The sequence below is a fragment of the Isoptericola sp. NPDC057191 genome (assembly GCF_042670225.1).
Taxonomy (GTDB): Bacteria; Actinomycetota; Actinomycetes; order Actinomycetales; family Cellulomonadaceae; genus Isoptericola.
In genome coordinates this window covers 67,315-80,566 of the sequence record NZ_JBHUWC010000004.1, presented here as the reverse complement: position 1 = coordinate 80,566, position 13,252 = coordinate 67,315, and the positions used below count along the sequence as shown (strand labels likewise).

Annotated in this window: 10 protein-coding genes; 2 read left to right on the top strand and 8 right to left on the bottom strand. The window is 74.2% G+C overall.

Going from position 1 to position 13,252, the window contains the following annotated elements:
- Positions 1–51: 51 nt before the first annotated feature.
- Complete coding sequence (locus ACFT55_RS01745) at positions 52–276, bottom strand: hypothetical protein (protein WP_380240859.1); 225 nt, start codon at positions 274–276, stop codon at positions 52–54.
- Between the two features lie 76 nt (positions 277–352).
- Complete coding sequence (locus ACFT55_RS01740) at positions 353–4,450, bottom strand: phosphodiester glycosidase family protein (RefSeq protein ID WP_380240857.1); 4,098 nt, start codon at positions 4,448–4,450, stop codon at positions 353–355.
- Positions 4,451–4,713: 263 nt separating this feature from the next.
- Between ACFT55_RS01740 and ACFT55_RS01735 the strand changes: the two genes are divergently transcribed.
- On the top strand, positions 4,714–5,460 hold the full coding sequence (locus ACFT55_RS01735; RefSeq protein WP_380240855.1) for a PAS and ANTAR domain-containing protein: 747 nt from the start codon (positions 4,714–4,716) through the stop codon (positions 5,458–5,460).
- Positions 5,461–5,470: 10 nt separating this feature from the next.
- Here the strand turns inward: ACFT55_RS01735 and ACFT55_RS01730 are convergent, their stop codons facing one another.
- Positions 5,471–6,412 carry a helix-turn-helix transcriptional regulator gene (locus ACFT55_RS01730; RefSeq protein ID WP_380240853.1) on the bottom strand — a complete coding sequence of 314 codons (942 nt, stop codon included), beginning with the start codon at positions 6,410–6,412 and terminating at the stop codon, positions 5,471–5,473.
- A gap of 153 nt (positions 6,413–6,565) precedes the next feature.
- On the opposite strand from ACFT55_RS01730, the gene ggt reads away from it, so the two are divergent.
- Positions 6,566–8,422 (top strand): gamma-glutamyltransferase, encoded by a 1,857-nt coding sequence (gene ggt / locus ACFT55_RS01725; protein ID WP_380240850.1) that lies wholly within the window; start codon positions 6,566–6,568, stop codon positions 8,420–8,422.
- Between the two features lies 1 nt (position 8,423).
- Here the strand turns inward: ggt and ACFT55_RS01720 are convergent, their stop codons facing one another.
- The 5 genes from ACFT55_RS01720 to ACFT55_RS01700 all read right to left on the bottom strand — a co-directional run bounded on the left by ACFT55_RS01720 (position 8,424) and on the right by ACFT55_RS01700 (position 13,161).
- Complete coding sequence (locus ACFT55_RS01720) at positions 8,424–9,671, bottom strand: ABC transporter permease (RefSeq protein ID WP_380240848.1); 1,248 nt, start codon at positions 9,669–9,671, stop codon at positions 8,424–8,426.
- Positions 9,668–10,357, bottom strand: a complete 690-nt coding sequence (locus tag ACFT55_RS01715) for an ABC transporter ATP-binding protein (protein WP_380240846.1) — start codon at positions 10,355–10,357, stop codon at positions 9,668–9,670. Before ACFT55_RS01715 ends, ACFT55_RS01720 begins: the two co-directional genes overlap by 4 nt.
- Positions 10,354–11,613: a peptidoglycan-binding protein gene (locus ACFT55_RS01710; RefSeq protein ID WP_380240844.1), complete on the bottom strand. Its 1,260-nt coding sequence runs from the start codon at positions 11,611–11,613 to the stop codon at positions 10,354–10,356. The genes ACFT55_RS01715 and ACFT55_RS01710 overlap by 4 nt, the downstream gene beginning before the upstream one ends.
- A 61-nt stretch (positions 11,614–11,674) precedes the next feature.
- Positions 11,675–12,706: a hypothetical protein gene (locus ACFT55_RS01705; protein WP_380240842.1), complete on the bottom strand. Its 1,032-nt coding sequence runs from the start codon at positions 12,704–12,706 to the stop codon at positions 11,675–11,677.
- Positions 12,694–13,161: a hypothetical protein gene (locus ACFT55_RS01700; RefSeq protein WP_380240840.1), complete on the bottom strand. Its 468-nt coding sequence runs from the start codon at positions 13,159–13,161 to the stop codon at positions 12,694–12,696. Before ACFT55_RS01700 ends, ACFT55_RS01705 begins: the two co-directional genes overlap by 13 nt.
- Positions 13,162–13,252: the final 91 nt, after the last annotated feature.

Below are 13,252 nucleotides of genomic sequence, written 5' to 3'. Positions count from 1 at the left end.
GGGACGGGCTGTCGTGGTTCGTGCCAGGGACCGCGTCCCGGGTGGTGCGGGTCAGCCCCGCTCGTGCGCGCCGATCATCGGCAGGCCGAAGGACAGCCCGACGGCGAGGATGCCGGCCACGAAGAGGTAGGGGTCCAGGGTCGGGTTGCCGCCCGACGCGCCGGTGCCGAGGAGCACCAGGCCCCCGGCGAAGAGCACGAACGCCACGAGGACGCGGCCGAAGAGGGCGCCGGAGGGCTCGGACTTGACGCGGGGGTTGACCTGGAAGTCGCTCATGGTCCGAGGATATGCCGCCCGCCGGGGACGGGGCGAACGCCCGCGGCGGACGGCGACCGGTGGGTCACCCCGAGGGTCAGCGCCGCACGCGCACCGACAGCTCCTTGCTGCGCGTCTCGCCCGCGGCGTTGGTGAGCACCGCGACGTACCGGTGGGTTCCGGGCGCGCGGTCGGTGAGGACGGTGGTCGCGGACTGCGCGGCTCCCCCGGTCCCGGGCACCAGCTCCTGCCGGTCCACCTCGACGCCGTCCTCGTACAGCGCGTAGCCGGTGGCCTGCGTGCCCCACCACTTGTGCATGGTGACGGCGTAGTCGCCGTCCCCGTCGGTGTTGTCGTGCGACAGGGTGGGCGTGCCCGGGTTGGCGTCGGTGACCCGCACGGCGTGGCTGCCCGCGCACGGGGTGGTGCCTGCGGCGTTGACCAGCTCGCACGTGTACTCGTAGGTGCCGTTCCGCTTGCCCGTCACGGGGACGGCGACCCGCTGGGCGGCGGTGCCGCCGTGCGTGAGCTTCTCCGTGTGGATCAGCGTGCCGTCCTCGTACAGCCGCAGACTGGTGGCGTTCTCGCCCCACCACAGGTCGACGAGGACGCGGTAGTCGCCGTCCTGGAGGCCGGTGTCCCAGCCGTTGTCGTCGCTGATCCGTGCCTGGCCGGGCGCCCCGGCGGGCACGAGCACCTCGAGCGTGCCGACCGTGCCGTTCACCTCGACCTCGACGGTCGCGCGGCCGGGGGCGACGGCGGTCGCCACGTGCGTGCGCGGGTCGACGGCGAGCACGGTGCCTCGGGGCGCGTCGGCGACGCTCCCGACGAAGACGTGCTGGCCGGCCCAGCGGGACGAGACCGGCCAGGCGACCGGCACCTCTCGGGTGCCGTCCTGCGTGAGCAGCGCACTGACCTGGCCGGACGTGCCGACCGCGAGCTCCTCGGGGCCGCTCACCGCGACGCTCGCGGCGCGGGCGTTGACCTCCCAGGACAACCAGCCGCCGTCCCCGGTGCCCTCGGCGGCCGGGTCGACGCCGATCATCGACCAGCCGGTGAACCCGCCGTCGGCGGGGGTGCTCGCCGGGCTCTTGCCCGAGTTGCCGTTGACCACGTACGGGATCCCGTCCTCGGTGCCCGCGTGGAAGACGCCCACGTGCGAGCCGACGGACGCGATCTGCTTGCCCGACGACTCGCGGAAGTCCTCGAACCAGGCGCGCAGCGTCCGCGCCTCGACGCGGTCGACGAGCTGGCTGGCCTTCGTGGGCAGCGGGTCGTCGAGCGGGTGGTGGAAGAGGGTCACGACACCGGTCACGGCGTCGTCGGACGCCGCGTCGTCGAGCGCGTCGCGCAGGGCACGCAGCTGGGCGAAGTCGCTGCCGAGGCGGCCGCTGGACGAGTCCAGCATGACGAGGCGGGTGGTGCCGCCCGCCGGGTCGCGCGGGTCGGGGACGTCGACGACGTGGGTGCGCTCGCCGAACTCGTCCTCGAAGTTCTGGATGGACCCGCCCATCACCTCGTGGTTGCCCGGCAGGTAGTACCAGGGGAAGTCGGCGTCGGCGAGGCCCTCGTCGAGGATCTGGCGGGCCAGGTCGAAGTCGGCGGGCGACGCCTCGTCCACCAGGTCGCCGTTGATGACCAGGAGGTCCGGGTGCTCGGCGACGATCTCCGCCAGCGCCTGCTTCGCCCCCTGCACCGCGCCGGACCCGGGGTCCCGGGCGACGAACTGCGCGTCGGACAGGACCGCCACGCGCAGGGGCGCGTCGTCCGTCGCGTCCTCCGCGACGACCACCGGGTCCTCGACCCGCTCGGCCTGCGGCGCGTCGACGTCCGGCGGCACCTGCGCCCGCACGTCCGAGATCGTGACCGCACCCTTGTACTGCGCCGCGGCCCGCGTCTCGAGGAAGCGCACCCGCTGCACCGTGAGCGGGTAGGCCACGCCCTCGGGCACGGTGAGCTCGACCTGGCGCCAGCCCTTCCAGGACACGGTCGGGCCGTCGAGGTTCGTGACGACGCCGTCGCCCTGGCGCACCTGCAGGCGCAGCCAGGCTCCCCGCTCGTCGCCGTCCACCCACATCGTGATCTTGCGCGGCTGTCCCGCGACGACGATCCCCCCGTCCGGTGCGACGGCGTACTGGCCGCGCGTCGCGGTGGACTGCGTGAAGTCGTAGGTGAGGCGCAGCCCCGCGGCGCCGTCGTGCCCGTCGGCCGGCGTCACGGACCCGCCGGGGGCCCGGTCGTTCGCCGACGTCCAGCGGGCGGCGTCCGCGAGGTCGGCCACCACGACGTCCTCCAGCGACACCGCCACGGCGACGCGGACCTCCTCGTCCCCGACGGCGAGCGTGAAGCTCGCGGCTCCGGACGGGCGCAGGGCGCGGACGGTGAACGACCCGTCGGCCGCAGGCTCCAGCGCGGCGACGCCGTCACCACCGGTGACCTCGACGTCCCGCGCCTCGACCGGGGCGGAGTAGCCGTCGGCGTCGTGCCCGACGACGGTGAGGGACGCGGTCGCGTCCGCGTCGGGCAGCGTGACCACGGGCTCGGGGACGGTGAGCCGCACGGGCTCGCCGAGGACGGTGAGGTCGGCGGAGCCCGTCGCGACGCCGTCGGCCGCGGGGGCCGCGGCACGGACGGTCGCCCGTCCGGGCGCGACGCCGGTGACGACGCCTGCGCCGTCGGCGGCGCGCGCGACGGTCACCACTGCGGCGTCGTTGCTGGTCCAGCCGTCGGGCAGGGTGTCGACGGCGGCACGCGTCTCGTCGTAGCCGGCGGCGGTCAGCGTGCGGTGCAGGCCGGGGAAGACGCGCAGCGCGTCGGTGGCGGGGGCGTCGCCCGTGGGGACGGCGGCGCGGACGTCGAACGCGTGCACCTCGCCGGAGCCCTGCGGGGTGAACAGACCGAGGCCGTTGGCGTCCAGGCGCTCGGCGCCGTCGGACGGGCTGTTCAGCACGCTCGTGCCCGTGTCACCGGGCAGCCGCGCGACCATCGTCGTCGAGCCGCCGCCGTCGAGGTTGATCGCGTCGTCGGCGCCGAGCTGGGCGAGGAACCGTCCGAGCTCCGGCAGGGAGGCGCCGATGCTCTGCGCCTGCCGGCCGTCGACGACGACGAGGTAAGCGGTCGTGCCGTCCGCGCTCAGCCCGACGGCGGTGCGCGGGTGGCGCAGCGTCGTGAAGTCGCTGGTGGACGACGTGACCTCGCCGTCCTCGAGCAGCCAGTCGTCCGGGTCGCCCCCGATGGCGGTGCGGATCTCGCCGAGGTCGTCGCGCAGGCCGTACGCGAGCGTCACCGTCGCGCCGGGCGCGAGCGCCGCGAGGGCGTCGGCCGCGGCGCCCGGACGGGCGACGACGGCCCGCACCCCCGCGGGCAGCCGGCCCGCGCCGGGCGTGCCGACGGAGAGGACGGTGCCCGTGGTGCCGTCCGGGCTGTCGGGAGACGTCTGGACCTGCACCTCGACCCCCTGCTCCCCTGCGCCGAGCGGGCGGGTGCGCGCGGCGTCGCCCCAGGCGGCGTCGTAGACGGCGACGCCGCCGGCCGGGACCCCGGTGACGTTGAGGCCCGCGACGGGCAGCTCGCGCGCCCCGTCGCCCGACCCGAACGAGACGGTGCCCTCGAGGAACAGCTCCGCGAGCCGCGCGACGCCAGACGCGTCGACGGTGAGGGCCTTCTCGCGGCCGGGGGTCGCGGACTTGAGCAGCGTGCCGTCGTCGACCGCCGTGCCGAGCGCGGCCCCCGAGTTGTTGATGTCGAAGAAGTCGCCGTTGACCGCCGCGACGGCGCCGCGGTCGGCGGCCATGTCGCTCACGGTCGCGTTGCCGGCGACGGCGTCCGGGCCGAGGTAGCCGAACCGGGGCCCGCCCTTCTGCCCGAGGTGGGCGACGAGCACCTCGCCGCTCAGCCAGCCCGCTGCGGAGACCCGGCCGAACTGGGTGAGCTCGAGGCCGGGCGCGACCAGCCGTTCCGTCCGCTCGGTGACGATGGCCGCGCCGCCGTCGTCGAGCGGCAGGTCGGCGACGTCGTCGCTCGGCGCGAGGGCCGTGGCGGGGGCGAGGTCGGCGGTGGCGACCGGCAGGTCCGGGTCAGGGTCGGGGGCCGCGGCGGCGGTGCCCGCCGGGACGGCCAGCGCGAGGCCGACGAGGATGCCGATCCCCGCGGGAACGGTCGTGGTGCGTCGGGCTGGGGGCAGAGCTCGGCTCATCGGAACCTCCGCTGGTCGGGCCGGGACGTGCGCCGTCGCAGCGTCCCGCGTCCAGGTTGCCATCAACTTTCACGATGTCAACGGCTACGGAAACTTCTCGTCATACTGCTTGCTCGCCTCGATGTCGCTGACCCGCACGACAAGGTCCCGGATCCGCACCACGTCACCCTCGGCGCACCGGCCTGTGGTGTGGTGGTCCGCCGGCATCGAGCAGCGGTCCGGCCGACGGACCTCTCATCGAGAGGACCCCTGCAGGAGGTGCCATGGACACGGACCGCGCGGCGACAGAAGGCACACCGGGGACCACCCCGAAGAGCGCACCGGGAAGCATGATGCGGCCACCTCTCCAGGAGCCGCTCGACTCCCCGCTCGTCGACCGCGCCCTGGAGATCGAGGACCGCCAGCCCGCCGGGTCGTTCCGGTGCGTGCTGCCCGACGAGACCTGGTGGTGGTCCGACGAGACGTACTGGATCCACGGCTTCGAACCGGGCGACGTCGTCCCCACGACCGCCCTCGTGCTGGCCCACAAGCACCCCGAGGACCGCGAGCGCGTCCGCCGCATCCTCGCCGGCGCACGCCGCACGCGCACGCCCTTCGCCAGCCTGCACCGCATCATGGACGCCCGCGGGCGAGAGCGGACGGTCGTCCTCATGGGGCAGGTCGAGCACCTGCCTGACGACCCCTCCCGCGAGGCGCTCTGCGGCTTCGTCACGGACGTGACCGACCAGGTCGGCGACCGCGCCCGCCGGGACGCCTCGCAGCAGGTCGCGGCCGCGACGCAGAGCCGGGAGACGATCGACCAGGCCAAGGGCGCGCTCGCGCTGCTCTACGGCCTCACGTCCGACGAGGCGTTCGCCGCGCTGCGCACCGCGTCGAACGTCCGCAACGTCAAGCTCCGTGACCTCGCCGCGCTGGTGGTCGAGGTCGCCCGCCGGGACGGGGCCGAGGCCCACCGGCAGCTCGGTCCGGTGCTCGGCATCCCTCGGGCGACGCCCCACGGGACGCGCTGACCGGGATCCGCTAACGCCGCAGGGTGCGGGACGGCAGCTCGCCGAACGCGTCCCGGTACACCGCGGCGAAGTTGCCCAGGTGGAGGTAGCCCCACCGGTGCGCCACCGCTGCCACGGTGACCACCTCCGGGTCGGCGTCGAGGAGGTCCCGGCGGGCGCCGTCCAGGCGCGCCCGCCTCAGCACCTGCCCCGGCGTGACGCCGAGGGACCGGCGGAACGCCGCCTGCAGCCCGCGGCTCGACACGTGGGCCGCGGCGGCGACGTCGTCCACGGTCACCGGTTCGTGCGCGTGCTCGTCGATGAACGCCACGGCCCGCCGCACCGCCGCGGGCAGCACCCGGTCGGTCCCGCGCTGCACGTCGTCCAGCGCGACGTTGGGGAACGTGTGCAGCAGCGTGAGCACCAGGTGGTGCACCAGCGAACGCTGCAGCGTCGGCGTCGCCATCGCGTCCGCGTGCCTGGTCAGCGACTGCGCGGCGAAGTCCGCCGCGGCCTTCCAGGTGCGCGCCTCCGCCGGTCCCTGCGGCCTGCCGGCGTGGAACAGGTGGGCCGGTTGGTTCCGCCCCGACAGGCGGGTCGCCACCGACCGCACGTACTCACGGTCCAGCGCGAAGCCCTTCGAGCGGGCCGTCTGCCAGGTCGCGCTCGCGGGACCCGGCGCGTCCATCAACGCCGGCCCCTCGGTGTGCGCGGCCCCGGCGTGCTCCAGCCGGATCCGGCCGTGCAGCTGGAGCACGATGACCGGCCCCGGCTCGTCCATCGTCGTGGCGCCCGCGATGGGCAGGGTGTGGTCGGTCCAGGTGGCGTGGGCGACCGCCGCGGAGCGGATCGAGAACTCGAACGACTCCTGCGGTGCCCGCAGCTGCACGCCCGGGAAGATGGCGTTCAGCGCCGCCTCGGCCTCCTGGGCGTCCGAGGTGCGCAGCGCGAACCCCTCGACCGGTGTCGTCATCCGACAACGGTGGCGGCTCGCACGGCAGGCGCGCAACACCGCAGGTAGACCCCCCGCGGGGTCGCTCCTGGGGACCGCCCGGCGTCTTCGGCGGGCGCCCGGCGCCGAACTCCGTCACTGTGGGAGGAACGCACCACCGCCCAGGAGGCAGCCGTGGACCACCGCCGTTCCGCCCGCCCTTCGACCCGCACCCGGGCCGCCGCCGTCCTGACGGCCGCGGCGCTGGCCGCGAGCACCGCCGTCGTCGGCACGCTCGGCGCCACGTCCGCGGGCGCGCACCCGCGCGACGACGTCAAGGTGCCCACCGCCGTCGGGTACGGCGGCGCGATCAGCACCGTCGACCCGGAGGCGAGCCGCATCGGCCTGGAGGTGCTGCGCAAGGGCGGCAACGCGGTCGACGCCGCGGTGGCGGCCGCGGCGGCGCTCGGCGTCACCGAGCCGTACAGCGCGGGGGTCGGCGGCGGCGGGTACCTCGTCCACTACGACGCGAGCACCGGCGAGGTGCAGACGATCGACGGACGCGAGACGGCCCCGGCGGACATGCCGACGGACGCGTTCATCGACCCGGCCACCGGCAAGCCGTACCCGTTCACGCCACAGCTCGTGACCAGCGGCGTGTCCGTGGGGACGCCCGGCACCCCCGCCACCTGGGCCACCGCGCTCGACGAGTGGGGCACGTACTCGCTGAAGCAGGCGCTCAAGCCGGCGACACAGCTCGCCCGGCGCGGGTTCGTCGTCGACCAGACGTTCCACGACCAGACGGCGTCGAACGCCACCCGCTTCGCCGCGTTCCCCGACACCGCCGCCCTCTACCTGCCCGGCGGGGAGCCGCCCGCCGTGGGCAGCGTGTTCCGCAACCGCGACCTCGCGGCCACCTACGACCTGCTGGCGAAGCACGGCACCGACGCGTTCTACGAGGGCCCGCTAGCGGCCGAGATGGCGGACGTCGTGCAGCACCCGCGTACCGACCCGGCGACCACCCTGCCGGTGCCGCCCGGCTACCTCGACGTCGACGACCTCGCCGGGTACGAGGCGATCGTGCAGGACCCGGCCGTCTCCGACTACCGCGACTACGACGTCTACGGCATGGCGCCGTCCTCCAGCGGCGGGTCCACCGTCGAGGAGGCCCTGAACATCCTCGAGACGTTCGACCTCGCGAGCATGGACGACGCCGCCTACCTGCACCACTACCTGGAGGCGAGCGCCCTCGCGTTCGCCGACCGCGGCGCCTACGTGGGCGACCCCGCGTTCGTCGACGTCCCGCTCGACACCCTGCTCTCCGACGACTTCGCGGCCGAGCGCGCCTGCCTCCTCGACCCCGAGAAGGCCGCCGTGAAGCCGGTGGCCCCCGGCGACGTGAACGCCGACCAGCCGACCTGCGGGGAGACCGTGGCCCCCGCGGACTCCGACACGGAGAACGTGTCCACCACCAACCTCACCGTCGTGGACCGCTGGGGCGACGTCGTCGAGTACACGCTGACGATCGAGCAGACCGGCGGCTCCGGCATGCTCGTGCCGGGCCGCGGCTTCCTCCTCAACAACGAGCTCACCGACTTCTCCACCGTGTGGGCGCCGGACGACCCCAACCGCATCGAGCCGGGCAAGCGCCCCCGGTCGTCGATGGCACCCACCATCGTGCTCCGTGACGGCGAGCCGGTGCTCGCCCTCGGTTCCCCCGGCGGCTCCACCATCATCACGACCGTGCTGCAGACGCTCACCAACCATCTCGACCGCGGGATGCCGATCGGGGAGGCGCTCGCCGCCCCGCGCGCGGCCCAGCGCAACACCGCGTCGGTGACCGCCGAACCGGAGTTCATCGCTGCGTACGGCCCCGCCCTGGAGGAGTACGGCCACACCCTGGTGCCCTCGGGCGACCTGTTCACGGCCGCCGCCGAGATCGGTGCCGCCACCGCCGTCCAGATCGGCGACGACGGCCTGCTCACCGCCGTGTCCGAGCCTCGTCGCCGCGGCGGCGGCGCCGCGATGGTGGTGCACCCGGCGACGCCGTGACTCATTCCGCGCGGACGGCCTCGGCCGGCGAGACGGCGGCGGCCCGGACGGCGGGATAGGCCGAGGCGGTGAGCCCGACGACGAGGCCCACGGCGGGGCCGAGGACGGCGTCGTGCCAGGTCATGATCGCCGTCCACCGGTTGAGCCAGGCGACGACGACGATCGCGCTGGTGCCGAGCGCCGACCCGGCGAGGCCGCCGAGGACGCCTGACAGGGCTCCGTCCACGAGGAAGAGCCCGGCGATCGTGGCACGGGAGGCGCCCAGGGCGCGCCGGAGCCCGATCTCGGGGGTGCGGGTCACGACGGCGGTGGCCATGGAGTTCGCGATCAGCAGGGTGGTCAGGACGAGGAGGACGGCGCCGATCGCCGCCGCGAAGCGGTCGAGCTGGGTGGTGACGCCCTGGCGCAGGGACTCGAGACTCACGGCGGTCGAGACGCTCAGGAGCTGCGGGCGGTCGGGGTGCACGGCTTCGCGCACCACCCTCGCGACGGCAGGCCCGGCGCCGGGGCGGGTGCGGACGAGCATCTGGGCGTCGGTCGCGGACCCGTCGAGCTGGTGCAGGGCGAGCTGGTACGGCACCAGGACCGCCCCGGCGGTCGCAGGGCCGTGGACGACGTCGACGACCTCCAGCGGCACGTCGTCGACCACGACGCGGTAGCCGGTGTAGTCGGACAGCCCGGGCGGGACGCCGAGCACGGACGCCGCCGAGGCGTCGAGGAACGCGACCCGCAGCCCCGCACCGGGCTGCTGCGACGAGTCCGCGGTGTCGAGCACCCAGGCCCGGCTCGACGCGACGTCCTGGGTGGCCAGGTACCCGCTGGTCGCGCCGACGACACGGAGCTCGGCGGGCGCGCCGGCAGCCGCGCCCGCCCCCGGGTCGTTGTCGCCGGTCGGGCGCGTGACGTGCTCGGTGGAGACGGGGAGGCGGAGCCCGGCGGAGTCGACCAGGTCGATCGCCTCGACCCGCCCGGCCGCTCCGGCGGGGAAGTAGGTCGTCGTCGGGTCCGGGCCGTCGCCAGAGGGCGTCGCGCCTTCGTCGGACGGCGTGGAGTTCGGCGTGAGGGTGAGGGTGTCGGTCGCGGCCGCCGCGAGGTCGGCGTCGATCTGCTGGGCGGCCGTCGTGGAGATGCCGAGGGCCGTGACCAGCGATCCCGTGGCGAAGGCGATGGCGGTGAGCATGAGCAGGACGCGGGTGCGCCGGGCGGTGTGGTCGACGACGACGTCGGCGACCAGGTCGGGGATCCTCATGGGCGCCCTTCGACCCGGTGGAGGCGCCCGTCGGCGAGCTCGACGACGCGGTCCGCCCAGCGCGCGGTGCGCGGGTCGTGGGTGATGACGACGACGGTGACGTCCGCGGCTGCCTGCCGGTCGAGGAGGTGGAGCACGTTGGCGGCGTTGCCGTCGTCGAGGTTGCCGGTGGGTTCGTCGGCCAGGACGACGCGCGGCCCGGTCACGACGGCGCGCGCCAGGGCCAGCCGTTGTTTCTCCCCGCCGGACAGCGTGGCGCCGAGGGCGTGCGTGCGGGCGGACAGCCCGACGGTGTGCAGGACCTGGTCGACGAGGTCGCGGCGTCGTCCGGCGGGAACCCGCGCGGTGGTGAGCTTGAGGAGCACGTTCTCGGCCACGGTGCGGTGCCCGAGGACGTGGCTGGCCTGGAACACGAAGCCGAGGGCGTCGGCGCGCAGGGTGTCGCGCCGGCGGGCCGAGAGAGCGGCGACCGGTACGCCGAGCAGGTCGTAGTCGCCGGCGGTGGCGGTGTCCAGCAGGCCGAGGATGTTGAGCAGCGTGGACTTCCCGGCCCCTGAGCGTCCCAGCACCGCCAGCCGTTCGCCGGGATGGACGTCGAGGTCGGCCCCGTCCAGCGCGACCACCGGCGGAGCCGACGGGTACACCTTGCGCAGCCCGCGCACCCGGAGGGAGGGGCCGGTGCTCACCCGTCGCTCCCGCGGGTCGGCGCCTCGGCGTCGCCCCCGACGACCAGCGTCTGCCCGACCGTCACCTCACCCGCGTCGACCTGGAGGTACCCGTCCTGCTGGAGGCCGAGGGTCACGTCCACGCGTCGCGGGACGTCGCCGGACGCGGCGGGCGTGAGAACGTAGGTGCCGCCGTCGTCCTGGCGCACCGCGGCGAGCGGCACGGCCGGCGCGGTGACCGCCGCCTCCGCCGCCGCGGGGCCGACGGTCGCCGACGTGCCGTCCCGGACGCCGTCCAGCGCGGCGGCGGGCAGCGGGACACGGATGTCGTAGCCGGGCAGGGCGCCGTCGCCGTCCCCGGGCCGGAAGCGCGACCGCGAGGTGATCGACGCCTCGAACCGGCGGGTCTCCGTCCCCGGCAGGTCGACCAGGACCTTCGTGCCCCGGCGGTAGTGGGCCTTGTCCGCGGCGGGGACCCGCGCCGTCACGTGCGCGCTGCCCGTGCGCAACGTCAGCAGCGGGCTCCCCGGCTCCAGCACGCGGCCCGCCTTGCTGGCGGTGCGGACCGTGGCACCCTCCGCGGGCACGTCCACCACCTCCGCCCACGGCAGCGGCGTCCCCGTCCGGACGGTCCCCTGTGCCTCGGCCCGAGCCGGCCGAGCCCGCGCGGTGCCTGCAACGTCCTCGGTCGCGTCGGTCTCGTCGGTCTCGTCGGTCTCGGCGCCGGCGCCGGCATCCGCCGGCGGCAACACCTCGTCCGCGGTCTCCGCCCCGGCGTACCGCACTGCGGCCGGCGGGTCGTACCCGGAGCGGGTGTAGAGCGCCGTCACCGCGCCTGAGGTCGCCGGACCGTATTCCCCGTCGACCGCGCCGTGGAGCAGCCCGAGGTCGACGAGGGCCTGCTGCAACGACCGGACGTCGGGACCCGTCGTCCCCGGGGTCAAGTCCCGGTACAGCGGCAGCTGCAGGTCCAGGGCGATGAGCGGACGTCCGGAGACGCCCGCGAGGACTCGTCCGCTGGACACCCGCGACCCCTTCGCCGGGGTCGCGGACGTCACCACGGTCCGCGGTGTCGCGACCTCCGGCACCGCCACCGTCATCGTCGCGCCGAGCGACACCGCACCGGCGACCGGGGCGGTCCGGGCGCTGAACTCCCGGGACACCACCTGAGCCGTCGTCGACGCCGAACCCTCGGCGTTCTCCACGGCGTCCTGCCACGGCGAACGCACGAACGAGCCCGCCACGAACGCGCCGCCCACGACCACGACCGCGGACACGACCCAGACCGCGACCCACCGGGCACGGCGGTCACCTGGGTCGCGCGCGGTCCTGCGCCCGTCACTCGCCATGCGTGGCGAGGTACTCGTCGATCATGGCCTCGGTCTTCTCGGTGAAGGTCAGCGCCTCCGTCAGCTCCTGCTCGTACCTCAGGAACGTCGCGCCCTCGTACCGCGACCACACCTCCATCATGCGTGGCACCGCGTCCGTGTCGGCCTTGCACCGCGCCACCTGGGTCGCCAGCGCGACCTGCTGCTCGTCGATCACCTCCCAGCTCTGGCCCACGACGGAGAACATGTCGTCGTAGGCGACCGAGTCGGGGGCCGCGGCGGTGAGCCCGTGCTTCGACAGGCACCGGTCGTAGTCCGCCTTGATCGGTGTCATCGCCGGGTCGGCGAACGCCTGCGTCTGGTCCGCGGTGAACTCTTCGAGCCAGGGGCCCTGCGCAGGCTCGTCGATGTCGAGGGACGACCATCTGGCCACCGCAGGGTCACTCTTGCAGGCCGCCGCTGCGTCCCTGTACCAGGTTGTCTCCTTCGCGGCATCGAGGTCGTCGTAGAAGCGGTCGCTGCGGCGAAAGAGTTCCCGGATCTCCTCGGCCCGATCCTGCGCGGACGTGCGGATCTCGACCCCGTTGGCCACCAGGTCTGCCAACGGTTGCGGCGGCAGAAATCCGAAGCGTGCGGCCTGCGTCTCGAGCCACGGCGGAAGCACGACCGCCGACCCGTACAGCGGATCCGGCACCCGCACCCTGTCGACCGGCCCTGTATAGCCCTGGCGTCGCAGACAGTCGGTCGTCGCGGCACGGACGATGTAGTCCAGCTTGTCTCGGTGGTACTCGTCGACGAAGAGACGCATGGATCCGGGTTGGACCGTGCCTCCCCGCTCGTCGATGATCGGTGCGACTGCGTCCGGGACATCCAGCACCGTTTCACGGGTCGACTGCGGCCCGGGGTCGTCGACGCTGTTCGCGCACCCGGCGACGACGCAGAGGGACACGGCGATCGATGTCGCCAGTCCCGCTCGACGGCCTGCAGCGAGCATCGCGCCAGGTGGCCTCAGACTCGCCGGCGTTCTGCTCACCAGATGCACGACTTGTACCAGTTCGAGCTGATCCGGTTGTCCCAGTTCTCGTCCTTGTACGGGCTCGAGCCGCCGCCGTTGGCCAGATAGGGGTCGCGCGTGCCCTTGTGGAACAGCACGTACGAGCCGGTGCCCCCGTTGTACGGCGCCAAGCGATAGTCGTAGAAGAAGCCCTTCTCGCACTGGCGCAGGTTCTGGCCGATGGAAGAGGCGCTGTTGCTGGCCGCGGAGCCGTCCCGCAACCTGAATCTTGTGAAGTCGTTCTTGGTGTCACCGATGCGCGCCCATGCCCCATAGGGGTCCCCCATGCCGTTGAACCCGTTGTAGTTCTTGTCCTTCCAGATGCAGCTGTAGCCGTGGTCACAACCGGGGTAGGTCGCGGCCGACGCGGTCGGCACGGCCGCCGCCCCGAGTCCGACGGCCAGGACCGCCCCGATACCGACGGACGCCAACGCCTTGCGCACAGTTTTCTCCTTCGAGCCTTGCCTGTCGGGTTCCTCGCTCCGACTCAACACCATCGGTCACCAGAGCAGTGCCCTGTTGCAAGATTCGCAC